The sequence below is a fragment of the Nocardia abscessus NBRC 100374 genome (assembly GCF_000308455.1).
GTDB lineage: Bacteria > Actinomycetota > Actinomycetes > Mycobacteriales > Mycobacteriaceae > Nocardia > Nocardia abscessus.
In genome coordinates this window covers 19,811-43,027 of record NZ_BAFP01000057.1, presented here as the reverse complement: position 1 = coordinate 43,027, position 23,217 = coordinate 19,811, and the positions used below count along the sequence as shown (strand labels likewise).

General features: G+C 68.3%; 24 protein-coding genes. 10 read left to right on the top strand and 14 right to left on the bottom strand.

All coding sequences use genetic code 11. The features are described 5' to 3' along the window. The 5 genes from ON19_RS11325 to ON19_RS11305 form a co-directional block, all read right to left on the bottom strand. Positions 1-1,482 (bottom strand): AMP-binding protein (locus tag ON19_RS11325; protein WP_043689900.1); only part of this gene is annotated, 1,482 nt, incomplete at its 3' end. Between the two features lie 25 nt (positions 1,483-1,507). Then, a complete protein-coding gene (locus ON19_RS11320) occupies positions 1,508-2,758 on the bottom strand; it encodes a hypothetical protein (RefSeq protein WP_043689923.1) in 1,251 nt (416 codons plus the stop codon). Positions 2,759-2,763: 5 nt separating this feature from the next. Continuing rightward, on the bottom strand, positions 2,764-3,315 hold the full coding sequence (locus ON19_RS11315) for a Cif family virulence factor (RefSeq protein ID WP_043689897.1): 552 nt from the start codon (positions 3,313-3,315) through the stop codon (positions 2,764-2,766). Next, positions 3,315-3,542: a ferredoxin gene (locus ON19_RS11310; RefSeq protein ID WP_043689895.1), complete on the bottom strand. Its 228-nt coding sequence runs from the start codon at positions 3,540-3,542 to the stop codon at positions 3,315-3,317. The genes ON19_RS11315 and ON19_RS11310 overlap by 1 nt, the downstream gene beginning before the upstream one ends. A 61-nt stretch (positions 3,543-3,603) precedes the next feature. Beyond that, the gene (locus tag ON19_RS11305) at positions 3,604-4,806 is read right to left on the bottom strand and encodes a cytochrome P450 (RefSeq protein WP_043689892.1); all 1,203 of its coding nucleotides are present in this window, start codon (positions 4,804-4,806) and stop codon (positions 3,604-3,606) included. A gap of 367 nt (positions 4,807-5,173) precedes the next feature. Between ON19_RS11305 and ON19_RS11300 the strand changes: the two genes are divergently transcribed. After that, positions 5,174-6,049, top strand: a complete 876-nt coding sequence (locus ON19_RS11300) for an LLM class F420-dependent oxidoreductase (protein ID WP_043689890.1) — start codon at positions 5,174-5,176, stop codon at positions 6,047-6,049. A gap of 101 nt (positions 6,050-6,150) precedes the next feature. Then, complete coding sequence (locus ON19_RS11295) at positions 6,151-6,729, top strand: TetR/AcrR family transcriptional regulator (protein ID WP_043689887.1); 579 nt, start codon at positions 6,151-6,153, stop codon at positions 6,727-6,729. Positions 6,730-6,745: 16 nt separating this feature from the next. On the opposite strand, the gene ON19_RS11290 is transcribed toward ON19_RS11295, so the two are convergent. Next, positions 6,746-7,612 carry a mycofactocin-coupled SDR family oxidoreductase gene (locus tag ON19_RS11290; protein WP_043689884.1) on the bottom strand — a complete coding sequence of 289 codons (867 nt, stop codon included), beginning with the start codon at positions 7,610-7,612 and terminating at the stop codon, positions 6,746-6,748. A 173-nt stretch (positions 7,613-7,785) separates the two neighbouring features. On the opposite strand from ON19_RS11290, the gene ON19_RS11285 reads away from it, so the two are divergent. From ON19_RS11285 to ON19_RS11275, 3 genes are all read left to right on the top strand, one after another. Then, on the top strand, positions 7,786-8,271 hold the full coding sequence (locus tag ON19_RS11285) for a nitroreductase family deazaflavin-dependent oxidoreductase (RefSeq protein WP_043689880.1): 486 nt from the start codon (positions 7,786-7,788) through the stop codon (positions 8,269-8,271). A gap of 136 nt (positions 8,272-8,407) precedes the next feature. After that, complete coding sequence (locus ON19_RS38830; RefSeq protein WP_157229657.1) at positions 8,408-8,794, top strand: helix-turn-helix domain-containing protein; 387 nt, start codon at positions 8,408-8,410, stop codon at positions 8,792-8,794. A gap of 196 nt (positions 8,795-8,990) precedes the next feature. Continuing rightward, positions 8,991-9,755 carry a DUF8020 domain-containing protein gene (locus ON19_RS11275; protein WP_043689873.1) on the top strand — a complete coding sequence of 255 codons (765 nt, stop codon included), beginning with the start codon at positions 8,991-8,993 and terminating at the stop codon, positions 9,753-9,755. A gap of 51 nt (positions 9,756-9,806) precedes the next feature. On the opposite strand, the gene ON19_RS11270 is transcribed toward ON19_RS11275, so the two are convergent. Further along, on the bottom strand, positions 9,807-10,319 hold the full coding sequence (locus ON19_RS11270; protein ID WP_043689870.1) for a hypothetical protein: 513 nt from the start codon (positions 10,317-10,319) through the stop codon (positions 9,807-9,809). Positions 10,320-10,658: 339 nt separating this feature from the next. Here ON19_RS11270 and ON19_RS11265 point away from each other — a divergent pair, with 339 nt between their 5' ends. Further along, the gene (locus tag ON19_RS11265; protein WP_157229656.1) at positions 10,659-11,309 is read left to right on the top strand and encodes a DUF6968 family protein; all 651 of its coding nucleotides are present in this window, start codon (positions 10,659-10,661) and stop codon (positions 11,307-11,309) included. A gap of 181 nt (positions 11,310-11,490) precedes the next feature. Beyond that, positions 11,491-12,855: a WS/DGAT/MGAT family O-acyltransferase gene (locus ON19_RS11260; protein WP_043689864.1), complete on the top strand. Its 1,365-nt coding sequence runs from the start codon at positions 11,491-11,493 to the stop codon at positions 12,853-12,855. Positions 12,856-12,921: 66 nt separating this feature from the next. Here ON19_RS11260 and ON19_RS11255 read toward each other — a convergent pair whose 3' ends face one another. Then, positions 12,922-15,033 (bottom strand): AMP-binding protein, encoded by a 2,112-nt coding sequence (locus ON19_RS11255; RefSeq protein ID WP_051168742.1) that lies wholly within the window; start codon positions 15,031-15,033, stop codon positions 12,922-12,924. A gap of 293 nt (positions 15,034-15,326) precedes the next feature. On the opposite strand from ON19_RS11255, the gene ON19_RS11250 reads away from it, so the two are divergent. Continuing rightward, positions 15,327-15,560, top strand: a complete 234-nt coding sequence (locus ON19_RS11250) for a hypothetical protein (RefSeq protein WP_043689863.1) — start codon at positions 15,327-15,329, stop codon at positions 15,558-15,560. 6 nt (positions 15,561-15,566) lie between these two features. Here the strand turns inward: ON19_RS11250 and ON19_RS11245 are convergent, their stop codons facing one another. From ON19_RS11245 to ON19_RS11235, 3 genes are all read right to left on the bottom strand, one after another. Further along, on the bottom strand, positions 15,567-16,406 hold the full coding sequence (locus ON19_RS11245) for an RNA polymerase sigma factor SigF (RefSeq protein ID WP_043689861.1): 840 nt from the start codon (positions 16,404-16,406) through the stop codon (positions 15,567-15,569). Continuing rightward, on the bottom strand, positions 16,396-16,734 hold the full coding sequence (locus tag ON19_RS11240; protein ID WP_157229655.1) for an anti-sigma factor: 339 nt from the start codon (positions 16,732-16,734) through the stop codon (positions 16,396-16,398). Before ON19_RS11240 ends, ON19_RS11245 begins: the two co-directional genes overlap by 11 nt. 101 nt (positions 16,735-16,835) lie before the next feature. Next, positions 16,836-17,315 carry a Dps family protein gene (locus ON19_RS11235; protein WP_043689858.1) on the bottom strand — a complete coding sequence of 160 codons (480 nt, stop codon included), beginning with the start codon at positions 17,313-17,315 and terminating at the stop codon, positions 16,836-16,838. Between the two features lie 267 nt (positions 17,316-17,582). Between ON19_RS11235 and ON19_RS11230 the strand changes: the two genes are divergently transcribed. Together ON19_RS11230 and ON19_RS11225 are read left to right on the top strand one after the other, a co-directional pair. After that, positions 17,583-18,611 (top strand): NAD(P)/FAD-dependent oxidoreductase, encoded by a 1,029-nt coding sequence (locus ON19_RS11230; RefSeq protein ID WP_043689856.1) that lies wholly within the window; start codon positions 17,583-17,585, stop codon positions 18,609-18,611. Between the two features lie 63 nt (positions 18,612-18,674). Then, entirely contained in the window at positions 18,675-20,162 is a 1,488-nt protein-coding gene (locus tag ON19_RS11225) for a mannitol dehydrogenase family protein (protein ID WP_083899288.1), read from the top strand. Here ON19_RS11225 and ON19_RS11220 read toward each other — a convergent pair. The 3 genes from ON19_RS11220 to cmk form a co-directional block, all read right to left on the bottom strand. Further along, positions 20,159-20,917 carry an acyl-[acyl-carrier-protein] thioesterase gene (locus ON19_RS11220; RefSeq protein WP_043689853.1) on the bottom strand — a complete coding sequence of 253 codons (759 nt, stop codon included), beginning with the start codon at positions 20,915-20,917 and terminating at the stop codon, positions 20,159-20,161. The genes ON19_RS11225 and ON19_RS11220 overlap by 4 nt on opposite strands. A 206-nt stretch (positions 20,918-21,123) precedes the next feature. After that, on the bottom strand, positions 21,124-22,542 hold the full coding sequence (gene der / locus ON19_RS11215) for a ribosome biogenesis GTPase Der (protein WP_043689852.1): 1,419 nt from the start codon (positions 22,540-22,542) through the stop codon (positions 21,124-21,126). Beyond that, positions 22,539-23,216 carry a (d)CMP kinase gene (gene cmk / locus ON19_RS11210; protein WP_043689915.1) on the bottom strand — a complete coding sequence of 226 codons (678 nt, stop codon included), beginning with the start codon at positions 23,214-23,216 and terminating at the stop codon, positions 22,539-22,541. The genes der and cmk overlap by 4 nt, the downstream gene beginning before the upstream one ends. Between the last annotated feature and the right edge of the window lies 1 nt (position 23,217).

Genomic DNA, 23,217 nt, shown 5'->3' with positions numbered 1-23,217 from the left:
CAGGTACCGGCGAACGTGCGCGTGCAGGTCGGTGAACTCCACCGGCTCCGGCCCCGACAGCGACACCACCGCGGCGACCTGATGTCCCCAGCGTTCGTGCGGCACCCCGATCACCACCGCGTCGGCGATCGCGTCGTGCGCCTTCACGACGCTTTCGACCTCTTCGACGAACACCTTCTCGCCACCGGTGTTGATCACCATGTTGCCGCGGCCGATCAGGGTGATCGACCCGTCGGTCTCGGCGCGGGCGCGGTCGTCGGTGACGACCATGCGCAGGCCGTCCACGGTCTTGAACAGCTTCTCGGTCTTGCCGGGATCCTTGTAGTAGCCGATCGGCACGTTGCCGGTCTTGGCCAGCCAGCCCTCCGCACCGGGCGGAACCCGGCGGCCGTCGTCGTCCACCACGACCGCGCCGCGGCCGGTCTGCACCCGCGGTCCGCGCGCGGGATCGTCGTGCTTCTGCGCGAATCCGATACCGCCGAAACCGGTCTCCGACGATCCGATGGAGTCCGAGACGACCGCCCACGGAAACAGCTCCAGCAGCGTGTTCTTCACCGATTGCGACAGCAGCGCGGCGCCGGAGGCGATCGCCAGCAATGACGACGCGTCCACCGGGTCGCGCCGGTACGCCTCGATCAGCGGGCGGGCCATGGCGTCACCGGTGATCACCATGACCTGAGGTCGCTGCTGCGCGACGGTCCGCCAGATGCGTCCCGCGTCGAAACGGGACTCGAAGATCACGGTGTTTCCCGACCACAGCGCGGTGAAGGTGGGCATCATGGCGGCGGCGTGGATCAGCGGCGGCAGCACCAGCCACTGGCTCGGATCGGTCTGGGCGCCGGTGCGGGACTGCTGGAACTCGTCGGCGACCGGCTCGCCGGTGTAGAAGTCGATGCCGCCGCCGAGGACCCGCCACATGTCCTCTTGCCGCCACATCACGCCTTTCGGCATACCGGTGGTTCCCCCGGTGTACATCATGAACAGGTCATCGGGGCCGCGCCGGACCATCGGGCGGTCCGCCGGCCGGGCCGCAAGCGCCGACTCGTATGCCGCGTCCGCGAACTCCGCTGTGCCGGTGCCGAATTCGTCTTCGACGCAGATCGTGTGCCGCAACATCGGCGTTTGCGCCCGGGCTTCCCGGACGGCTTCGGAGTAACAGGAGTGATGCACGAGCACTTCCAGATCCGCGTTGGCGTAGACATAGGCCAGTTCGCCGACGCCGTACCGGTAATTGATGTTGATCGGGACGGCGGCGAGTTTGAAACACGCGATCAGTGTCTCCATCGTCTCGATGCCGTTGTGCATCTGGAACCCCACGTGGGTTCCCGGGCCGACGCCCACGGTCGCCAGATAATGCGCGAGCTGGTTGGCCCGGGCGTCGAGTTCACGGAAGGTCACCCGGCGTCCGGACTCGATCAGCGCCGCCCGCTCGGGCATGGCGTCCACGGAGTGCTCGAAGAGGTCGGCGAAATTGTTTGCCATGTCGTTCCATCTCTGGGTGGGGCTGTCACACGACGGTGAGCGGCAGGGGTATCCCCCGGTCGGTGAAGGTGAAGGCGGCGCCGGTGCTGAACCGCGTGATCGCGACCTCCGACGCCTCCCGGAACGGTTTGTCGCCGAGCGTGATGCCTGCGCACCATCCGTGCTCGCCCGCGGTGCGGACCTCGAGGGAAAAACGCGGATTCACGCCGCGGACCAGGGCGTTGAGGGGCTCCAGGTGCTCCGGTCCGAGCATCGACGGCCAGGTTCCGTCGGTGTGCGCGCCGCTCGCGGACGGAAATGTCACCGTGACCGTCTCGCCGGAGTCGTCGATCTCGATCCCGGTGTAGGGCAGCGGGTTAAGAGCGGGATGTAGCCGCAGCACCGTCGCGAGCGCGGCGGCGTCGTCACCGAGACCGAGGCAGTTGCGCAGGCGTTCACTGGTGATCCCGGCGATCCCGGCGAACTGTTTGCGCCCGATCTCCAGCGCCGCCGCGGCGTCCGTGCGGGCGCGCACCGCGATCATGAAACCCAGGGTGAGCAGATGCTGCTGCAAGCAGACTTCGTCGGCGATGCGCACCAGCGCGGAGCGGGAGAAGTCGGCGAAGCGTACGTCGCTGAGCAACGGTCCGGAGTAGTCGGGCCGCCCTTCGTCGTCGCGGTCGATCTCGCCCAGCTCCAGTACGGCCGCCGCCGACTCGGCGACCAGCTCGGCGTTGGGCGGCACCGACGGCGGCGTGTGAGCGGGATCGATGACCACCGTCCACGCGCACACCGGCGTCCGTCCGGCCGGATTGCGCGGTGGCCGGTGGATCGGCCGGACCTGGGCGTGCGGGTTGGTGGCCAGGGCGGTCGCGTCGAACGTCGGGTCCTCGATGTCGTGGCACATCGACACGACGAAGTCCTCGCCCATCGGTTCCACGTCGGCGAGCGCGCCGCAGTGGTCGAGCCAGAACTCGCCGTGGTGATGATCGTCGACCCGGAAGCGGAAGTCCATGAACTGCGGTGGCGCGCCGATTTCCAGTTGCATGCCTTTGAAGATGGTCTCCACGCCGTCGCCTGCGAAGCCGAGTGCGCGCTGCATGCGGCGGGTGTAGACCGGGCTGGCCACCTGCCACTCCTCGATGGCGATCTCGGTCATGCCCTCGCGGCCGAACGCGGTGATCGAGTGCGCCATGCCGGAGCGGTCGATGAGGTGCCCGCACAGCAGCAGTTCGGGCACCAGCGCGGCCAGGGTGTTCCGATCCAGGCCGGCGAATCGGCTGTGTGGTGCGGTCATGTCGGTCACCACAGCGCGACGGGGGATTCGCCGATGCGGTACCAGCCCGGCAGCGGCTTGCCGGAGACGGAGCGCTCGATGCGCTTCTGCATGCCCGGCGTGAGCGCGTTGTTCGTGATCATCTCGACGAACAGCGCCGAGACGTTGCCGAAGTCGAAGAAATCGCGCTGCCAGGACCACTGGAAGTCGCCCCCGTAGCGGAACCAGCTGCCGCCGATGCCCTCGGGCGAGTAGTTGCGCCCATCGGGACGCTTGGCCTCGCTGATCTGCTTCCACAATCCGATGACGTTGCCGCTGCGTTCGTCGACCACGAATTCCTGGTACGGGTAGGTCCAGCCCTCCAGCCCGGCCATCTCCTGGCCGAGGGCGATATCGCGGATCTCGTCGCGCCCGACGGCCATGAATTCCTGGGTGGGACCGTAATTCCAGCCATAGGTGGCGTCTTCGGTGTACATCTGTGCGAGCGGCTTCCAGTCGCCCTTCTCCTCGCAGCGCTGGTTCTCCACGATCCAGCGCTGGATCATCTCGTCGAGTTCGGCGCGGTCGAAACTTGCCATCAGTCGGTACCTTTCGGAGAGGAGTCGGTCGCGCCTTCGTCGGCGATCGACAGGGCTTGGGTGGGGCAGTATCGAATCGCGTTCGCCACGGCGGGCTCGAGCTCGCCGGTCGGTGCGTCGTCGAGGATCTCGACCCGGCCGCGTTTGGGCACCGTGAACACCTCCGGCGCCTCGGCCTGGCAGACCGCGTGTCCTTGGCACAGATCCAGGTCGGCCCGGATTCTCATGGCCGGCTCCTCGCGGCCCGGCGGAGCGATCCCGGCACACGTACCCGATGGGGACGACGGCTCATCGGGTCTCCACGGTGACGGGCAAGTGCGCGAAACCACGCACGTTGGACGAATGAACACGTGCGATCCCGGACTCGACGACGTCATAGGAACGCACTCGGGAAGCGAACTCCTGCAGCGCGACCGTCGCTTCCAGCCGCGCCAGGTGCGCCCCCAGGCAGAAGTGCACCCCCGCACCGAAACTGGCCAATCCCGACTTGTCGGCGCGATCGATCCGGAAGCTGTCACCGTCCTCGAACACCGCGGGATCACGATTGGCCGAACCGATCAGCAACAACACCTTCGCACCCGCCGGAATCACACCGCCGTGGTAATCGAGATCCTGCGTCGCCGTACGTGCGATCACCTGGCTGGAGGTGTCATACCGCAATGTCTCCTCCACCCACTGCGGCACCAACTCCGCATCGGCGACGACTTTCGCGTACTCCGCCGGATTCCGCGCGGCCCAATACAAGGCGTTGCCGAGTAGTTTCGTGGTGGTCTCGTTACCGGCCACCACCATCAGAAACAAGAAACCGATGATCTCCTCATCGGACAACCGGTCACCCTCGATCTCGGCATCCAGCAGCGCCGAGGTCAGATCGTCCTTCCGCGCGCGCCGGCGCTCGGCCACCATCTCGGTGTAATAGCCCAGCAGCGTCATCGACGCCTCCGCCGCGGCCATCGGGATGTCGAGCACACCGTCCTCCCGATGCACCACCAGATCCGCCAACCGGCGGATCTCCACCCGGTCCGCGGCCGGTACCCCCATGAGTTCGGAGATGACGTCCATCGGCAGCTTGCCCGCGACCTCATCGATCCAGTCGAAGGCCCCACCGGCCAACGCGGGCTCCAGATACGACAGCGTCAGCTCCAGGATCCGGTCTTCCATCTCCGCGACCCGCTTCGGGGTGAACCCCTTGAACACCAACCGCCGCATCCGCACATGTCGCGGATCGTCCATCGCCAGAAACGACATCACCCGATGTGCGTGCGGCCCCCACGCCGCCGGATCCAGCGACACCCCATTCGCACTCGACAACCGCACACTGTCGCGGAAGCCCCCGATCACATCCGCATGCCGCGACAGCGCCCAGAACCCCAGGGCCGGGTTGTGATACAGCGGCGCCTCCTCCCGCAGCCGCCGATACGTCGGGTACGGGTCCTCGTGGAACCCGTAGTCATACGGATCGAACACCAGCGGCTCCACCGCAGCCGTCATCGCCCACACTCCGAATCCGAGAACAAGTTCTCAACGGGAAGCAGCCAAGCCCCACCGTGGAGAGACACATAGCTGGACATGTGTCTGGACGCTACCACTCACACATTTGCAGGACAATCCCGAACCACCGATCTCTTCGAAACCGGGGCCCCAGCGGTCGCGATCTGCCGGACCGCGCCGCGAAACGAGAACGCGTTCTTGTCCGACTCGACATGTCGGACTATATTCCGAACAGCTGTCCAGACACTACGTGCGATCCATGGCCCTGCGCGCTGCACCGGTGTTGCGCACACCAGCAGCGCAACGGGAAACCCGGCGGCGGTAGACCGATCGCCATATCGAACGACTCGACAAGGCAGGGATTTCCATGCGATTCGGCATCGTGCTGTTCACCAGCGATCGCGGCATCACCCCGGCCGCGGCCGCCCGCGCGACGGAGCAGGCGGGATTCGACGCCTTCTACGTCCCCGAGCACACCCACATCCCGGTCGCGCGCAACGCGGCGCACCCCCAGACCGGCGACGCTTCCCTCCCCGACGATCGGTACCTGCGCACGCTGGATCCCTGGGTGGCGCTGTCCATGGCGGCCGCCGTCACCGAACGCATCGAGCTGGCCACCGCCGTCGCGCTCCCGGTCGAGCACGATCCGATCACCCTGGCCAAGACGATCGCCTCCCTCGACCATCTCAGCGGCGGACGGGTCGTCCTCGGTGCCGGATTCGGCTGGAACACCGACGAATTGGCCGATCACGGTGTGCCGCCGAACAAACGGCGCACCGTGCTGCGCGAGTACCTGACGGCGATGCGGGCGCTGTGGAGCCAGGACGAGGCGAGCCACGAGGGCGAGTACGTGCGCTTCGGCCCGAGCTGGGCGTGGCCGAAACCGGTGCGGCGCTCGGTACCGGTGCTGATCGGCGCGGCGGGTACCGAACGCACCTTCCGATGGATCACCGAGTCCGCCGACGGCTGGATCACCACACCGGGGGAGATGGACATCTCGGATCGACTGGCACAGCTCCACGAGATCTGGCGGCAGGCGGGGCGGGACGGACGTCCACGCGTGGTGGCCCTCGACTTCAAACCGGACGCCGCACGCCTGGACGAGTGGGACCGCGCCGGCGTCACCGATGTCGTGTACGGCCTACCGGACAAGGACGAACCGGCGGTGCTCGACTACCTCGCGCGCCTGTCCGACAAGTTGGCGCGGATCGGCCGCCCACTCGGCGCGGTGGACAAGCCGTAGCTTCACCCCAACACCCAGCAATTCCGCCGTGGCCGGAAACACAACGGTTCCGGCAGCGTGAATGTTGCTCGAACAGAATATCGACACTACCATCTAGACACATGTCCGAAAGCGATTCCAGAACCGTCGAGGCGACGCGGCGGCGCTTGTCCGGAAAGCAGGCCGATACGGTCGACAAGCTCACCCGGTCGGCGCTGGAAGTGCTTTCGCGGGAGGGGTTCGCGGGCATGACCGTCCGCATGGTCGCCGCCAACGCCAAAGTCGGCACCGCGACCGCGTACACCTATTTCTCCTCCAAGGAACACCTGGTCGCGGAAATCTTCTGGCGCAGACTGCGGGCGACGCCCTCGCCCGTGAGCGAGGACCCGGACCCCACCGTGCGCGTGATCGCCGAACTGCGCGGTATCGCGCTGCTGGTCGCCGACGAGCCGGAATTGTCCGGCGCGGTCACCAACGCGCTGCTCGGCCGTGATCCCGACGTCGAGCATTTGCGAGCGCGCATCGGACTGGACATTCGCGCTCGTCTCGCGCGCGCCCTGTCCGAAGAAGCCGACGCGGACATTCTGGAATCGCTCGAATTGCTCTACGCGGGCGCGCTGGTGCACGCGGGCATGGGCTACGAATCGTATTCCGATATCGCGGACCGCATCGAACGGTGCGCGTTGCTCATATTGAAGTAGCACACCGCGTTTCGCCTCACTGGCCGGCCAGGCCCAGTTTCAGCGACGCCCCGCCGTCGACGAACATCTGCAGGCCGGTCACGTACCGTGACTCGTCGGAGGCCAGGAACGTGACCGCGTTCGAGATGTCCGAGGACTCGACGTACGGAATCGGCATGGCTTGCATGAAGGGGAAGGTGACCTCCGCGTCCTCGCGCGTCGGGTTCTGCACGTCGGGACGGAAAATCTGATACATACCCGGGTTGTGCAGCATGTCGGTGTCGACGTTGGTCGGGTGCACCGCGTTGATGCGGATCGAACTCGGCCCGAGCGTCAGCGCCAAAGTCTGAGTGTAGGAACGAATCATCTTCTTCGACAGACCGTAGCCGTCGCCGCCGGGGCCCTGCAGCGCCTGCTGGCCGTTGAAACCGGTTTGCGGCACCAGCCCCGCGACCGAACCGGTCACGATGATCGAGGCGCCCGCACCCAGATGCGGCAGGGCGGCGTGCACCGTGTTCACCACGCCCACGAAGTTGACGTCGAAGACGTCGACGAATCCCTGCAGCGGCACATGATGGCCGAGCGGGCAGATTCCGGCGTTCGCCACCACCACGTCCAAGCGCCCGAGCTCGGCGACGCTCCCCGCGATCTCCGCTTGCAGCGCGGGGCGATCACGCACGTCGACCTTCTTCGCCACGACCCGGCGCCCGGTCGCGGCCACCAGTTCCTCGGTCTCGGCGAGGTCCGCTTCGGTCGCCAGCGCGTAGTCGTTGCTGCCGATGTCGGCGCAGATGTCGAAGGCGATGATGTCGGCGCCCTCCTCCGCCAGCGCGAGCGCGTGGCTGCGGCCCTGGCCTCGCCCCGCACCGGTCACCAGGACGACTTTGCCGCTGACCCGATCCATGTTTCCTCCACCGCGCTCGTCACCGATTCCGCTGTCCGTGCACCACCGGGCATATCTATGGAATAGTTACCGGACAACTGTCTGGACGATACTACGGACAAAGGTATGGATCAATCACTCGCTACGCCGCTCGACGTCACCCCGGCACCCCCGCTCCCCCGGGAGGTGCGCTGATGCCGAACCGACCGCGCAATCTCGATTCCCCGCTCGTCACGACGCTCATCAAGTACATGTCCAAAGCGCAGGTCTGGGTCTTTCGTCGGACCCGGGGGCGCATCGGCGGGCGATGGCGCATCGGCGCCGGTTTTCGGAAGCCGGTACCGACCTTGCTGCTCGAGCACCGGGGCCGGAAATCGGGCAAGCTGTTCACCGTTCCGCTGCTGTATCTGGTCGACGACGCCGACCTGGTGGTCGTCGCTTCACAGGGCGGGCTGCCGAGCCATCCCCAGTGGTACTTCAACCTCCTGGCGCATCCGGCTACCCGGGTGCAGATCGGCGCCGAGCACCGCCGCGTCCGTGCCCGCGTGGCCACGCGGGAGGAGAGAGACCGGTTGTGGCCCTTGCTCGTAGCCCTCTACGCGGACTTCGACGCCTACCAGTCCTGGACGGAGCGCGAGATTCCGGTGCTGCTCCTCCAGCCGGAGGACGGGTCGCACTGAGCCGGCGCCCGGCGCGTCGAGCGGAGTCCGCGCCCCCGCTCCCCCATGATGTTCAGCGTTCCCCGCGCGGTGGACGCCGCCCGCCGCCGGAGCAGTGCGACGCAATCGATCGACTCGACAGAGGATGGGAGAGCGTGTGGCGAAAATGGGTAGGCGGAAACGGTCCAGGCTGATCACCAACGGCTTGCTGCGGGAAAAACATCGGACGGACGAGCCCAGCGTTCCGGCGCTGCCTGCCGAGCCCGAGCCCGAACTCGCGGACGTGGCCGAGACGGCTCTCGATCTCGACGCGCTCGCCGCGCGCGTGCGTTCGCGGCGGCGGGAGATGAAGTGGACCCAGGCGGACGTGGCGGGCAACGGCGGCCCACCGGCCAAAGTGGTCAGCGAGATCGAGCGGTCTCGCAACCCGGAGCCCAGCGCCGAGGTGCTCGACCGGCTCGACGCGGGCCTCGACTGGCCACCCGGCACCAGCGCGACGATCCTGCGGGCCGAGCCGGCAAGCGAACTCGCGGTGGCGCGCTGAGGCGACGGATTCGGAAAACGGCCGGTCGGAGAAATTTCTGGACATCTCCGACCGGTCGAGCCGGAACGCTCATCGGTTGCTGCGGGCGCTGCTAGGCTGCTCAGCGACCTTGGACGACTGCTCTTGCGCCGCCGGAGTGCGCGGGTCCGGCCGTGCGGGACGCAGCTGCGAAACCTGATGAAGGAATGGACGAATCATGCAACTCCGCGGCATCACTGCGGCAGCGATACTCGCCATCGGCTCGTTGACCATCGGCGCAGGCGTCGCTCACGCCGAACCCGCTCCCGACATCACCTACTCGGCCAGGCTCGTCGACCACATGGTCGTCGCCGCGCTGCGGGGCGGAACCTTCGAATTGTCCAAAGCGCTGCGGGACAAGCCCGCGGGTGAGGAGAGCGCCCGACTAACCGAGCGGGACGGCGTGCTCGTCGACCGCACCGGCGCCCCCGCCGACGTCGCGCAGGTGATCGACGTGGTCGATGTCCGTGACCGCGACGGCCACGTCGCCATGACGTTGCCCCTCGACTTCCGGATCGCGGGCACCAGCATTCCGGTCCGTCCGGAGCTGAAGAAGGACAGCACGGTCCTGGAGCTTCGACCGACCAGGCCGGAGGGCATCGCGGTCAGCGAAACGCTCGTCGCGACACCGGTCGCATCGATGACCGAAAACCAGCGCGCCCGTGACGAATTCGCCAGCCAGTTCGGACTCGCCACCGCGATCGGCGGTTTCGTCGGCACCGCCATCGGCGCCACGATCGGCTGTCTGGTCACCATCGCCGTCGGCTGCGTGGCCGGTCTGCTGACCGGCGCGAGCCTCGGCGGCATCCTCGGCACCGTCGCGGTCGGCGGTCCCACGCTCGTCGTGGCCGGTGTCGACCTGCTCACCACGCTGCAGGCCGCCGAGGGCACCACCCGCTTCGCGGACAAGCCCGCGCAAATCGCACCGGCACAACCCAAGTGACATTCTCCCGGCGGCGGTGCCGCCGGGACGAAGCCGTGGACGACCGCGTCGCTACAGCGGCGCGGTCGTCGTGTTCGAGCGACCCACGCGCTCGTCGTTGATCAGGTGATAGGCCCGCCCCAGGTCGTCGAGTGCCCGCTCCCATCTGGTGTCCGCGTCCTGGCCGCGAGGGTTGCGGCTGAGCAGTAGCAGCACCTCGGCCGCGTCCGTCGACCGCGCGGCGGCGTCCAGCAGCACCGGCACCGGGTCCACGGTGGTGCCCGCGGCCAACGCGCCGATGCGATCGTGCAGCCAGTGCGCGTCGAAACGGGCCTGTTCCGTGGGATTCTCACCGTTCACCGGCAAGGTGCTCATCGCGGCGGCTCGTGCGGCCTCGGTGTCGTCCATCATCGTGGTGACCACCTGGCGCAGCTCACTGCTCGCAATCCGGTGTAGCAAACCGACCAGTAGGACACGCTCGGCGTCCGGACCACGCAGACCCGTGTCACCCAGCTGTGCGCCGACCTCGTCCGGGTCGACGCGCAGAATCGACAGAACCGCTCGCAACTGCGCGATCGTTACCACTTCGTCCGCCCCTCCTCATCGTCGCGGCCCCACCATCACACTTCGGCGACAGCCTGCCAAACCCGAGGCAGGTTAACCATCGGGTAGCCATTTTGCCGATCCGGCGTGTCTTCGTCGGACTCCGTATTCGGCGAGCAACTCGCCGCGCCCGACCGTCTGCGCACATCCCGTTCCCGGGTGCGGGAGACGCCCTGTCGAAGCCGTTCAGGTCTGCCTGCCGGGCGGCCGAACTCCGCCGTTCCGACCCATCCTGCGGTCATCGACCCGATTTGCCGCTGCGGTCCAGGTCACCTCGAACGGCAGGATAAACCGGGCCGCAACTTGGGTACTCCACACGCTATGAGAGCGATACCGGCGCGGGTCACTGGTGACACGACCACGCCCGCAGTGCGCGAGTCCGAACACGGCGGTGCGATCGCGAGCACGAAATGGCGGCGCATCAGAGAGGTGATCGCCACCCGCACCGTCTCCGACGCGATGCGGGAAGTGTCGATCGAGGTGGGAAAACCGCAGATGGCACCGGGTGACACCGGCGTGGTGTGCGGATTCCGCATCCAGGGCATCGGCGAGCGCTGGGCGCACGGCGCCGATTCCATCGCCGCGCTCTACCGCGCCTTCCAGGAGATCGCACTGGAGCTGCGGCAGGCCAACAGCCATGGCGCGCACTTCGCCGTGACCGAACCGTCCGACCTCTGCTTCCCCGCCGCCCCCACCCGGCCCTCGCGCGCCGCCACGACGGCCGAGCAGGAACCGCAGGCCCTCATCGCGGCCCGCACACTGCGCGACGCCGACAGCTCGCTGTCGATCATCATCGGCAGGCCGTATCTGGCGGCCGACCGGCGCGCGCACCTGTGCCGGTTCCACATCAGCGAGCAGGGCGCGTCGGTGGCCAGCGGCGTAGACGAGATCCAGGCGCTGCACACCGCGATCCACATGATCAGCGAACGCCTCGCGCTGCCGCACGATTGGCCGGTCAGCCGCCTCTCCTGAGCCGCGGACGCACAATTCCGCGGCGAACCGCCCAGCCGGTCCGGATTCGGCATCGAATCATCGGTTGTGGATTGTCGTTCGACCGGCGCAGATAACCCGCGCCATGAGCAGTCCGGCACGCCCGTCGCCGACCGTCCCCGTGTCCTGAACCAGACCGTGGCGTCGCCAGGAGGAACTGCTTATGGAATTCATCTCGCCGGTGGACGCCCTGTTCCTCGTCGCGGAATCACGCGAGCACCCGATGCATGTCGGCTCGCTGTCGGTCTTCGACCCCGTGGACGGCTCCGGACCCGAGTTCGCCCGCCGCGCGTACGCGACGCTGGCAGCCGACCAGAACTTCCATCCCATGTTCCGCAAGCGTCCGTCTCGCCTGTTCGGCACACCCCAGCTGGCCTGGACGGTGGACAGCACGGTCGAACTCGATTACCACATCCAGCGGTGGGCCCTTCCGGAACCGGGCGGACTGGAAGCCATGACCAAGGTGGCCGCCGGACTGCACAGCACCCTGCTCGACCGGCACAAACCGTTGTGGGAAGCACATCTGATCGAAGGGCTCGCCGGCGACCGGGTCGGCCTGTACGCGAAGATGCATCACGCGCTCATCGATGGCGTCGGCGCTCAGCGGCTGTTGCAGCGCACGCTCACCACCGCCCCCGAGTCCGGCGAAGCGCTGGTGCCCTGGGACCTCCCGCCCTCGACCGCGCAGCGCGCCAATCCGCCGCGCAGGCACACCCTCGGCACGCGGGCGCGGACGCTGCTCGCCGCGGCGGGCTCGGCCCCGTCGGTACTGCGCCTGGCTCGCATCGCTCTGCTCGAGCAGCAACTGACGCTGCCCTTCGCCGCGCCGCGCACCATGTTCAACGTCCCGATCGGTGGGGCACGCCGCTGCGCCGCCCGCTCCTGGCCGCTGGATCGCATCCGCCAGGTCAAGAAGATGACCGGCACCACGCTCAACGATGTGGTGCTCGCCATGTCGGCGGGCGCGCTGCGCACCTACCTGCTCGAACACCTCGCTCTGCCGGACAAACCGCTGATCGCCATGGTCCCGGTGTCGCTGCGTCCGGAGTCCGACGACGGCGAGAGCGGGGGCAATGCCGTGGCGGCGCTGCTGTGCAATCTCGCGACCGATCTGCCCGATCCGGCGGCGCGGCTGGCGGCGATCAGCTCCTCGATGCACCGCGGCAAAGAGATCTACCGCGCGCTGTCCCCCGTGCAGGCGGTCTCGCTCTCGGCGCTGACGCTCAGTCCGCTCGCGCTGTCGCTGCTCCTGCCCGCCACCACCGCGCTGACCAGCCCGCCGTTCAACATCGTCATCTCCAACATCCCCGGACCGCGCGAACCGCAGTACTGGAACGGCGCCCGCGTCGCCGCCAGCTATCCGCTGTCGATCCCGCTCGACGGCCAGGCGGTGAACATCACCCTCACCAGCAACGCCGACAGCCTCGACATCGGCATCGTCGCCTGCCGCCGCAGCGTGCCGGACGTGGCCAGGTTGCTCGACCACCTGGAGTCCGCGTTGACCGAACTGGAGGACACCGTCTACTGACCGGGCGCTACCGCGGCAACGGGCCGGCCGTGCGCACTCCTGGCACGACGGCCCGCTGCGCGGAACTCAGGACGAGCCGGCCGTTCCGAGCCCGTTGATCGACGGCGGCAGATCCGGTTTCGCCGCACCCGGCCCGGCGAGCAGACGCTTGAGAATCTTGCCGGTGTCGCCGCGCGGCAGCGCCGAGAGGAAGGTGACGTCGCGGGGAACCGAGAAGCGGCTCAGGCGGTTGCGGATGTAGGTGCGGACCATGTCCGAATCGAGCCCGGCCCCTTCGCGTTTCACCACGAACGCCACGAGCCGCTGACCGAATTCGTGATCCGGCACCCCGACCACCGCGACGTCGCTGACCTGCGGCAGGTGTGCGAGAGCCTCCTCCACCGGGCGCGGGAAGACGTTCTCGCCTCCGGAGATGATCATCTCGTCGTCTCGTCCGGCGATGAACAACCGGCCCGCGGCGTCGAGATAGCCGAGGTCGCCGGTGTCCAGCATGCCGTGCGCCTCGTCCGGTGGCGCCGAGTTGACGTACCCGTCGAACAACATGTGGTTGCCGACGAAGATGTGCCCGGTGGCGCCGATCGGCAACCGGCGATGGTCCGGCCCCAGCACGGCGACCTTGGTGCCCAGTGGCGGCCGGCCCGCCGTGGTGGGCGAGGTGTGCAGGTCTTCGGGCGTCGCGATCGTCGCCCACGAGACCTCGGTGGAGCCGTACACGTTGTAGAGGACGTCGCCGTAGGAGTCCATGAACCGCTCGACGGTCGCCCCCGCGAGCGGCGCACCGCAACTGATCATGTGCCGCAGGCTGGAGGTGTCGTAGCGCCCGCGCACGTGCGCGGGCAGATCGAGGATGCGCTGCACCATGGTCGGCACCACGATCACCGTGTTGACCTCGTGCTCGGCAATGCGACGCAGGCAGTCCTCCGCGTCGAACCGTTCGGCGAGCACCACGGTCGCGCGCAGCGCGGTACTCAACTGCAGCCCGGCCAGACCCCAGGTGTGGAACAGCGGCGCCGGGATCAGCATGGTCTCGTCCATCTGCATCGGGATGCGCGACAACAGCGCCGCGATGGACCCGAAGCCCTTCGGATGCGGCCTGCGCGCCCCCTTCGGCGTGCCGCTGGTCCCGGAGGTGAGCACGATGAGCCGCCCAGGCTGGGCGGGCGTGCGGAAATCGGTGTGCCCCTGTGCCACGAGTTGATTCACGGTCGTCCGGTCCGGGGCAGGCGGCCGTTCGTCGGTGTTGTAGCGCGGGATATCGGCGTGCAAATAGCACACCAACTCCTCCAGGTCACCGTCGACGAACAGCGCCGACAACCGATCGCGCTGCACGATCTCCTCGATGGTGCGCCCCGCCAGCCCGGAATTCAGCAGGGCCACGTCCACGCCGAGTTTGCCCGCGGCGACCATGCATTCGACCATGCCCGCGTGGTTGCGCGCGAGCAGTCCGATCGCGTCGCCCGGGCCCAGACCGTGCGCGGCCATCGCCGCGGCCAGCGCGGTGGTCCGCTCGTCCATGTCGGCGAAGGACCGGGTGCCGCGGTCGTCGATGATCGCGGTCCGCTCCGGTGCGTACGCCGCGCCCGCGGCGTAGCCACCCGCCAGGTTGAACCCCCACTTCGCCAGCGAGCGCAGCTGTTTGAAGCTGCGATCGAGCCGCACCGGCAGCACGACGCCGGTGGCGACCATCTGCCGTGCGACGCCCGCGTTGCGCAGAATCGGCGAATCCTCGCCGTTGACCACCAACGAGGTCCGTGCGCCCTTGGCGACATCGGCCACCCGCTTCAGCCCGCTCTTGGTCCACTCCGCGATCGCCACATTGGACAGCTCCGCGACGCGCGGGTGCACCCGGCTCGGCGCGAAATAGGTGACCCTGACCTTGGTGCGCTCCTCGTCTCCGTGCAGCCGCACCGAGGCGAAGCTGCCGAGTGCGGCGTACTGCATTTCGAAGCTCTCGTACCACCGGCCCACGCTCAGCCGGATCTGGTGGGTGCGGATGCCGGTCCCGTGGGTGCCGACACGCATCTGCCAGACCACGTTGCCGTCGGCGGATTGGATCTGCTCGCACGCGCCGATACCGGTGAACATGCGCGGATACGTCTGCGGTTCGAGCAGCAGATCCCAGATGGTCTTGCGGGCGATCGCGAATTCCGCGACCACATCGATGACATCGGTAACCAACTTGTGCACTTCTCGTCGGCCGGTTCGAAGAACTTCGGGTCGGCGGGTAGCTCCTTTGTAACGTCAGTCACAGATAAGGTCAAGTAGCCCCTGCCTCGCCGCCACTACCAGCGATACGCAGGAAATACGCTGCGATTGCCCAGCATTCACCTGAACCTGGGAACCGGCCCAATCCACCCGCGCGGCGCCTGTGAATCAACCCAACGATCAGCGAAAGCCCCGCCGGGCGCCGAGGGCCGATCCTAACGTCGCAGATGCCTGCTCGGCAGGACCGCACGCCGGCTGGAGAGGTTATGGACGACAAGCCCGCACGACGAATCGCACACTCCCGCACCGAGGAGATCCTCGATTTCTTCGGCAAATGCCGAGCGTGTGGCTATCCCGCTTACGCGGAGACCACCACGCTGCGTTACGACAACGGCGAGCGGGAGACCAAGGTCATCGCCGGCTGCGCCCTGCCGTGCGGCTGGACGGGCGAGGTCTCCGCGACACCGATGACCGAGTCGGCCGGTCGCGCACGCTCCTGAGCCAAGTCAGGCCGCGCGCGCGGCGAAATCGTCGGAGCCGAGCGCGCGCTCGCGCAGATCCTCGAGAATCCGGGCGAGGATGCGCGACACCTGCATCTGGGAGACGCCCAGGTATTCCGCGATCTGGGTCTGTGTCTTGGACTCGAAGAAGCGCATGATCAGCACCTGGCGATCGCGCGCGGGCAGTTCCGCGATCAGCGGACGCACCGCCATCGCCTGCTCCAGCAGGTTGTAGCACGGCTCCTCGGCGCCGAGGGTGTCGGCGAGCGGTTGCGGTGCGCCGTCGCCGTCCTCGCGGCCCCCCGCGTCCAGGGAGTTGGTCTGGTAGGCGTTACCCGCGATGAGCGCCTGGGTGACCTCGCCGACCTCGACGTCCAATTCGGCGGCGATCTCCCGTGCCGTGGGCATTCGCCCGAGCCGATGCGACAGCGTCTCGGTGGCGGGACCGATGCGCAACTGGATCTCCTTGAGCCGTCGCGGCACTCGCAGGGACCAGGTGTTGTCCCGGAAATGCCTGCGCACCTCGCCCATGATGGTGGGGACCGCGAACCCGAGGAAGGCGCTGCCCCGGGAGACGTCGAAACGGTCCACCGCGAGTACCAGCCCCACCCGGGCGATCTGCAGCAGGTCGTCGTAGGACTCGCCGCGGCCGGAGAACTTGCGGGCGATGTGTTCGGCGAGCGGGAGACAACGCCGCGTCACCTCCTCGCGCAGCGCGGCGCGATGGGGATCGTCCTCGTCCATCGCGGCCATCTTCTCGAACCACGGCTCGATGTTGTCGTAGCTGTCGCCGGCACGCCTGCGGCCCGTCGCGCCGTTTCCGTCGGTCGTGAACTCACGTGTCATGAAATGGCCCTCGTTCCCAACTGAACTCGATAACGGTCTGATACCCGCCAATCTTCGAATCAAAAGGGTCACGAGAAATCGATAGGGAAGTGGTGAGCATGCGGACCAGTTCCCAGCTCAACGGATCGCCCTCGATCTCGTCGCCGGACGCGCCGACCGTGTCGACGCGCACGCTCATCCGGTCGGCGCCGTAGGTGAACTCACAGCCCAGCGTCGAACCGGGTACGCAGCCCACCAGCAGCATCGTGGCCGCCTCGTTGATCGCCAGGCGAATGTCGGCGGCTGCGGCGAGGGGAACGTCGGCGACCAGGCAAACGGTGTCGGCCATCCCGCGGATCAGGGCCAGGTGTCGCGCGTCGGCGGGGATCCGCACCGCGACCGTGGTGGTCTCGGTGGCGGGCGCGCCGAACGCGCACGTGATCACCCGCATCAGACCGTGGCGAGCTGCGCTTGCCACATCCAGTGCAACTGCTCCAGTCGCGCCGCGATGGCCAGGAACAGATCCTGGGTCACCGGATCGGCCTTCTCGGTCGCCGCGATCCGCTCCCGCAGCCGCTTGATCACGGCGGCGAGGTTGCCGACGATCGCGTCGATGATGTCGGTGTCCTGCTGCCAGCCCTCGCCGATACCGATCGCGCCGGAATCCCTGGCCACGGTCACGGCGCGCCCGTCCGGGCTGACCCCGACAGCGGTGGCGCGTTCCGCGGCGGCGTCGGTGAACTCCCGTGCCGCGGTGACCAATTCATCCAGCGCCAAGTGCACCGACCGGAAGTTGGAGCCGACCACATTCCAGTGCGCCTGCTTCGCGATCAGCGACAGGTCGATCAGGTCGACCACCGTCGCCTGCAGCGTCTCTCCCGCGATGCGCTGCTGCTCCGAGTCCAGGGTGCTGGTGATGGGTTGGGACATCGCTTCGAGCCTTTCTGCCGTCGATCCGGGTCATCGACGGTCTACCCAGCCCTGCGGCGATAAACCAGGCGGCGGCTTGCCCCGCTGGGTGAAACCGGGTGGACGCCCCGGCCGGAGACGCCTGCGTCCGTCGGCCGTACATGGGGCGGATCTACGGGGCGAACGCGTCCGGCACAGCCGCGCCGGATCGAGCGAACACGCCCGCGTGTGGTTGCCAGAATGGCAACAATGTTTGCCGAAATCAACGCTTGCTCTGCATGGTGGGGTATGGCTGAGGAAAAGCAAGTGGATGTGGTGGTGATCGGCGGCGGAGCAGCCGGTTTGTCGGCGGCGCTGACCTTGGCGAGGGCGCGCCGCACGGTCGTCGTGGTCGACGCGCGCGAGCCGCGAAACGCCCCCGCCGCGGGTGTGCACGGATGGCTGACCCGCGACGGCATCCCACCGGCGGCGTTGGTGACGATCGGCGCACGGGAAGTGGAACAGTACGGCGGGCGGATCAGGTACGCGCGGGCCGTGGCGGCGCGGCGAACGCCGGACGGGTTCGTGGTGGACACCGACCGCGGCGAGCCGTTGCAGGCTCGCCGACTGCTCGTCGCGACCGGCTTGACCGACGAACTGCCACCGATCGACGGCCTGCGCGAACGGTGGGGCCGCGACGTGGTGCACTGCCCGTACTGCCACGGCTGGGAGATCCGTGACCGCCCGGTCGGCGTGCTCGGCTCGGTACACCACGCCCTGCTGTTCCGGCAGTGGAGCGCCTCGGTGACGCTGTTGCGGCACACCTCTCCCGCGCCGGACGCACAAGAGGCCGAGCAGCTCGCGGCTCGCGGCATCGCGGTGGTGGAGGGTGTGGTGAGCGCACTGGAGGTGGCGGACGACCGCCTCGCCGGAGCACGGCTGGAATCCGGCCGCGTCGTGCCGATCGCCGCGCTCGCGCTCGCGCCGCTACTGGTCGCCCGCGACGCGCTGCTGCTCGGCCTCGGCGCCGAAACCGCCCGGCACCCTTCGGGAGCGGGCACCCACGTGGTGGCCGACACCGGTGGCCGCACCTCGGTCCCCGGCGTCTGGGTGGCGGGCAACGTCACCGACGTGGTCGCCGGGGTGGTGCAGTCCGCCGCCGGTGGCGTCACGGCCGCCGCCGCGATCAACGCGGACCTCGTCGCGGAGGACACCCGCCTGGCCGTCGATCGGCGGCGCGCCGAGCGATTCTCCGCCGACCTCGAGCGAGTGAACGCCGAGCGGGTACTCGGCGCTCGGCGCCACGGATTGGATTCGCTGCTGTCACCGCCGAGCTGACCGCCCGGTGAGGGCCCCGCACTGCACTATGGTGTGATCCACACGACACGGGGAGGTGCGGGGATGTCAGAACGGACGGCCACACCCTTGCGGGCGGCGACGATGACCGAGTTCGCCGATCGCGTCTCGACACCTGGTTACGACCGCTCCCGAATCTCCCCGGGCATAGTGCATTTCGGCGTCGGCGGGTTCCATCGCGCGCACCAGGCGATGTACGTCGACCGATTGCTCGAACGCGGCCTCGGAGACGAGTGGGGCATCTGCGGAGTCGGCGTCCTGCCCGGTGATCGCCGCATGCGCGACGTGCTCCGGGCGCAGGACTGCCTGTACACGCTGTCGACCGTCGCCCCCGACGGCACGTGGACCACCCGCACCATCGGCTCCCTCGTCGAATACCGGTACGCGCCGGACGATCCGGAGGCCGTCGTGGCCAAGCTCGCCGACCCGGCCACCCGGATCGTCTCGCTCACCATCACCGAGGGCGGGTACCACATCGCGCCCGCCACCGGGGAGTTCGACGCCGACGATCCCGCGATTCGCGCCGATCTCGCCGGGGACGCGCCGCCCGCCACTGTCTTCGGGCTCGTCGTCGAAGCCCTGGCCCGGCGCAGGTCGCGCGGCATCGCGCCGTTCACCGTGCTGTCCTGCGACAACATCGAGGGCAACGGGAACGTCGCGCGCCGGATGTTCGGCGCGTTCGCCGCGCTGCACGATGCCGAGCTCGGATCCTGGGTGGCGGAGCAGGTGCGTTTTCCGAATTCGATGGTGGACCGGATCACTCCGGTCACTCCGCCCGGAGCCACCGGCGAGATCGAGCGGCGCTATGGGCTCATCGACCGTTGGCCGGTCGTCACGGAGCCGTTCGCGCAGTGGGTGCTGGAGGAGTCCTTCGGACTCGGCCGCCCACCCTTCGAGCAGGTCGGCGTGCAGCTCGTCGACGATGTCACCCCGTACGAGCTGATGAAGCTGCGACTGCTGAACGCGAGCCACCAGGCGCTGTGCTACTTCGGATATCTCAGCGGCTACCGGCTGGTCCACGACGCCGCACAGAACCCGGCCTTCCGGCGATTCCTGTTGCGATACATGGACGCCGAGGCGACACCGACGTTGCGCGCGGTACCCGGTGTCGATCTGGACGCCTACAAGCGGACCCTGCTCGACCGGTTCGCCAACCCCGCGATCGGTGACACCATCGCCCGGCTGTGCGCGGAATCCTCCGACCGGATTCCGAAGTGGCTGCTGCCGGTGGTCCGGGCGCAGCTCGCCACCGGCGGCGAGATCGACTGCGCGGCGGCCGTCGTCGCGAGCTGGGCACGCTATGCCGAGGGCGTCGACGAGCGAGGGGAGCCGATCGAAATCGTGGACCGGCTACGCGACCGGCTCGCACCACTCGCACGGCGTCAGCGCGAGCAGCCCACCGCGTTCCTCGAGGAGCGTTCCCTGTTCGGGGATCTGATCGAGCACCCGCGCTTCGTGTCCGCGTATTTGGCGGCCCTGGACTCATTGAGCACCAGGGGCGCGCGTGCCACCGTCGAGAATCTGGCTCGCTAGCGCGGAGTGATGCGGGCGACCGCTCGACATTCCGCGCCGACCGCGAACCACACGTCGAGGCTCGTGTCGGTGCGGCGGGACACGAGTTCGACGTCCTCACCGGAGCGCACCGGCTTCCCGTACTCGACCACCACGCGGTGCGGGCCGGATTTCAGTTCGGCGTGATCGGCGAGAACCTCCTCCAGCGCGGTGAGGTAGACCGCGTTGTTCATATGGTCGAGCAGATCGATATCGGTGACTCGCAACGGGAAATTCCGGGTCTCGACGCCGGGCTCGCCCGCCGCGGGCATCGGGTCGGTGAGTTCGGCTTTCCAGCGCAGCCGATGCTCGGTCGTGCAGGCCAGCATCGGCGCGAGGAACCGGTCGCTCATCCGGGCCGGCACGCCCGACTCGGTGCCGAAGTGGATCAGGAAGCTCTCGGTCTCCACCAGACCGCCTGCGCTGCCGCAGACCTGGACACGCATCGTGCACCACCGGGTGGACGTCGCCGAGGGCCAGCGCCGCAGCGTAGCCCAATCGCCGAACGAAAGCGGTTTCAGCGCGTCGAAGACCGTCCTGCGGATCACCCACAGTCGATGGATGTCGCCGTCCTGCAGAACGTCGAGATGGTCGTAACCGACGTCCTGCAGATAGCGTGCCACCCCGTCGAGTCGCAAGCGCTGATCGCGGTCGGTGTCGGCCAGACGCACCGGCCACCCCGTCTCGAAGGGAGTCAAGACGGCTGGGGGTTCCGGCAGCACGCTGGGAATGACCATGACCGGATGATGCCAGCCATTTGCCACAATGGCGATGCATACACGCAGATCGTCATCTTCCCGAGAATATTTCGGGCATCATCAGGAATTTTGCTCGAACACTTGTCGACAAGAGTGGATCGCTAAAAGTTAGCCGCTACGTTGCGTAGTGGCGCAAACCCCGGCGTCGGTGGTGTACCAGCGGCGCCGGGGCTTCGTCTTGGCTCCTACTTCTTGCGGTCCCGCTTCTCCCGCACCCGCACCGAGATGCGGACCGGCGAGCCGTCGAAACCGAACTCCTCCCGCAGCCTGCGTTCCAGGAAGCGCCGGTAGCCCGCCTCCAGGAAGCCCGTGCTGAACAGCACGAACGTCGGTGGCCGGGTGGTCGCCTGGGTGGCGAACAGCACGCGCGGCAACCTGCCGCCGCGCATCGGCGGCGGGGTCGCGGCGATCACTTCCTTCAGCCAGGTGTTGAGCCTGCCCGTCGAGATGCGCTTGTCCCAGGACTCGAGCGCGGTCTCCATGGCGGGCACCAGCTTCTGCACAGCGCGGCCGGTGTGTGCGGAGATGTTCACCCGCTGCGCCCACGGCACCCGGATCAGATCCCGGTCGATCTCGCGTTCCAATTGCAGACGCCGGTCCTCGTCGACCAGATCCCACTTGTTGAACGCCAGCACCAGCGCGCGCCCCGAATCGGCGACCAGGCTGATCACCCGCAGGTCCTGTTCGGTGATCGGCTGCGAAGCGTCGATCAGCATGATCGCCACTTCCGATGCCTCCAGCGCCGACTTGGTGCGCAGCGAGGCGTAGAACTCCGTGCCACTGGCATTGGCGACCTTGCGGCGCAACCCGGCGGTGTCGACGAATTTCCAGACCTTGCCGCCCAATTCGACCAGCGAGTCGACCGGGTCGACCGTGGTGCCCGCGACATCGTGCACCACCGAGCGCTCGTCACCGGCCAGCTTGTTCAGCAAGCTCGACTTGCCGACATTCGGCTTGCCCACCAGCGCCACGCGACGCGGACCGCCTGCGCCGCCGGTCCCCTCGCGGGGTGTCTCCGGGAGCACCCCGAGGACGTCGTCGAGCAGGTCGCCGGTGCCACGGCCGTGCGCGGCGCTGACCATGCGCGGCTCGCCGAGTCCGAGCGACCACAGCGCCGCCGCCTCCGCTTCCACCCGCTGGTCGTCGACCTTGTTGGCGACCAGGATCACCGGGACGGCGGAGCGGCGCAGCTTCTTCACCGCCGCCTCGTCGGTGGCGGTCGCGCCGACCACGGCGTCGACCACGAGCAGAATCGCGTCGGCGGTCTGCATGGCCAGTTCGGCCTGCCGGGCCACCGATTGCTGGAGTCCCTTCGCGTCGGGCTCCCACCCGCCGGTGTCCTGGACGAGGAACCGGCGACCCGCCCAGTTCGCCTCGTAGGACACTCGATCGCGGGTCACTCCCGGGATGTCCTCCACGACCGCCTCACGGCGGCCCAGGATCCGGTTCACCAGCGTCGACTTGCCCACGTTCGGGCGGCCGACCACCGCCACCGTCGGCATCGCGACGTGTGCGGCGTCCTCGAATTCGGCCTCGAGATCGGCCAGCTCCCAGTCGGCTTCGTCGGTCCAGACGCCGTCGCCGGCCAGCACATCCTCGTTCACCGGCCACCTCCGGCCCTGACCGCCGAGATCTGCTGGGCGACAACGCGATACAGCTCGTCGATGACCTCGTCCATGGACAGTTCGCTGGTGTCGACGCGCACCGCGTCCTCGGCCGGTCGCAGCGGGGACACCTTGCGGGTCGAGTCGAGGGTGTCGCGGCGCTGCACGTCGGCGAGCACGCCCGCGTAGTCGTCGCCCCGGCCCTCGGCGATGTTCTGCTGATTGCGCCGGTGCGCCCGCGCCTCCGCGGAAGCGGTCAGGTAGATCTTGGCGTCCGCGTGGGGCAGCACGACGGTGCCGATGTCACGACCCTCCACCACGATCCGCCCCGAGACCGCCGTGATGTCGCGCTGCATGGCGACGAGCAGGTCACGCACCTCGGGCACCGCGGAGACCGCCGAAACCGCCTTGGTGACGGCGTCGCCACGGATCTCCGAGCGCACGTCCTCGCCGTCGAGTTCGATCACCTCGCGGCTGGGATCGGTGCCGATGAACAGCGGCAGCTCCTTGACCGCGGCGGCGATGGCCGCGGTGTCGGTCAGTTCGATGCCCGCGCGCAGCACGCGCAGCGTCGCCACCCGGTACATGGCGCCGGTGTCGAGGTAGCGGGCGCCGAGCCGGGTGGCCAGGCGGCGCGACACGCTCGACTTCCCGGTGCCCGACGGCCCGTCCATG

Coding starts and splice junctions, on each gene's coding strand:
- ON19_RS11245 (WP_043689861.1), bottom strand. CDS start 16,406: ATGACACGTGAGTTCACGACCGACGGAAACGGCGCGACGGGCCGCAGG.
- ON19_RS11225 (WP_083899288.1), top strand. CDS start 18,675: ATGTCAGAACGGACGGCCACACCCTTGCGGGCGGCGACGATGACCGAG.
- ON19_RS11235 (WP_043689858.1), bottom strand. CDS start 17,315: ATGTCCCAACCCATCACCAGCACCCTGGACTCGGAGCAGCAGCGCATC.
- ON19_RS11295 (WP_043689887.1), top strand. CDS start 6,151: ATGTCCGAAAGCGATTCCAGAACCGTCGAGGCGACGCGGCGGCGCTTG.
- ON19_RS11265 (WP_157229656.1), top strand. CDS start 10,659: ATGAGAGCGATACCGGCGCGGGTCACTGGTGACACGACCACGCCCGCA.
- ON19_RS11250 (WP_043689863.1), top strand. CDS start 15,327: ATGGACGACAAGCCCGCACGACGAATCGCACACTCCCGCACCGAGGAG.
- ON19_RS11230 (WP_043689856.1), top strand. CDS start 17,583: ATGGCTGAGGAAAAGCAAGTGGATGTGGTGGTGATCGGCGGCGGAGCA.
- ON19_RS11220 (WP_043689853.1), bottom strand. CDS start 20,917: ATGGTCATTCCCAGCGTGCTGCCGGAACCCCCAGCCGTCTTGACTCCC.
- ON19_RS11240 (WP_157229655.1), bottom strand. CDS start 16,734: ATGGCCGACACCGTTTGCCTGGTCGCCGACGTTCCCCTCGCCGCAGCC.
- cmk (WP_043689915.1), bottom strand. CDS start 23,216: ATGGACGGGCCGTCGGGCACCGGGAAGTCGAGCGTGTCGCGCCGCCTG.
- ON19_RS11290 (WP_043689884.1), bottom strand. CDS start 7,612: ATGGATCGGGTCAGCGGCAAAGTCGTCCTGGTGACCGGTGCGGGGCGA.
- ON19_RS11285 (WP_043689880.1), top strand. CDS start 7,786: ATGCCGAACCGACCGCGCAATCTCGATTCCCCGCTCGTCACGACGCTC.
- ON19_RS11315 (WP_043689897.1), bottom strand. CDS start 3,315: ATGGCAAGTTTCGACCGCGCCGAACTCGACGAGATGATCCAGCGCTGG.
- ON19_RS11275 (WP_043689873.1), top strand. CDS start 8,991: ATGCAACTCCGCGGCATCACTGCGGCAGCGATACTCGCCATCGGCTCG.
- ON19_RS11305 (WP_043689892.1), bottom strand. CDS start 4,806: ATGACGGCTGCGGTGGAGCCGCTGGTGTTCGATCCGTATGACTACGGG.
- ON19_RS11310 (WP_043689895.1), bottom strand. CDS start 3,542: ATGAGAATCCGGGCCGACCTGGATCTGTGCCAAGGACACGCGGTCTGC.
- ON19_RS11300 (WP_043689890.1), top strand. CDS start 5,174: ATGCGATTCGGCATCGTGCTGTTCACCAGCGATCGCGGCATCACCCCG.
- ON19_RS11320 (WP_043689923.1), bottom strand. CDS start 2,758: ATGACCGCACCACACAGCCGATTCGCCGGCCTGGATCGGAACACCCTG.
- ON19_RS11260 (WP_043689864.1), top strand. CDS start 11,491: ATGGAATTCATCTCGCCGGTGGACGCCCTGTTCCTCGTCGCGGAATCA.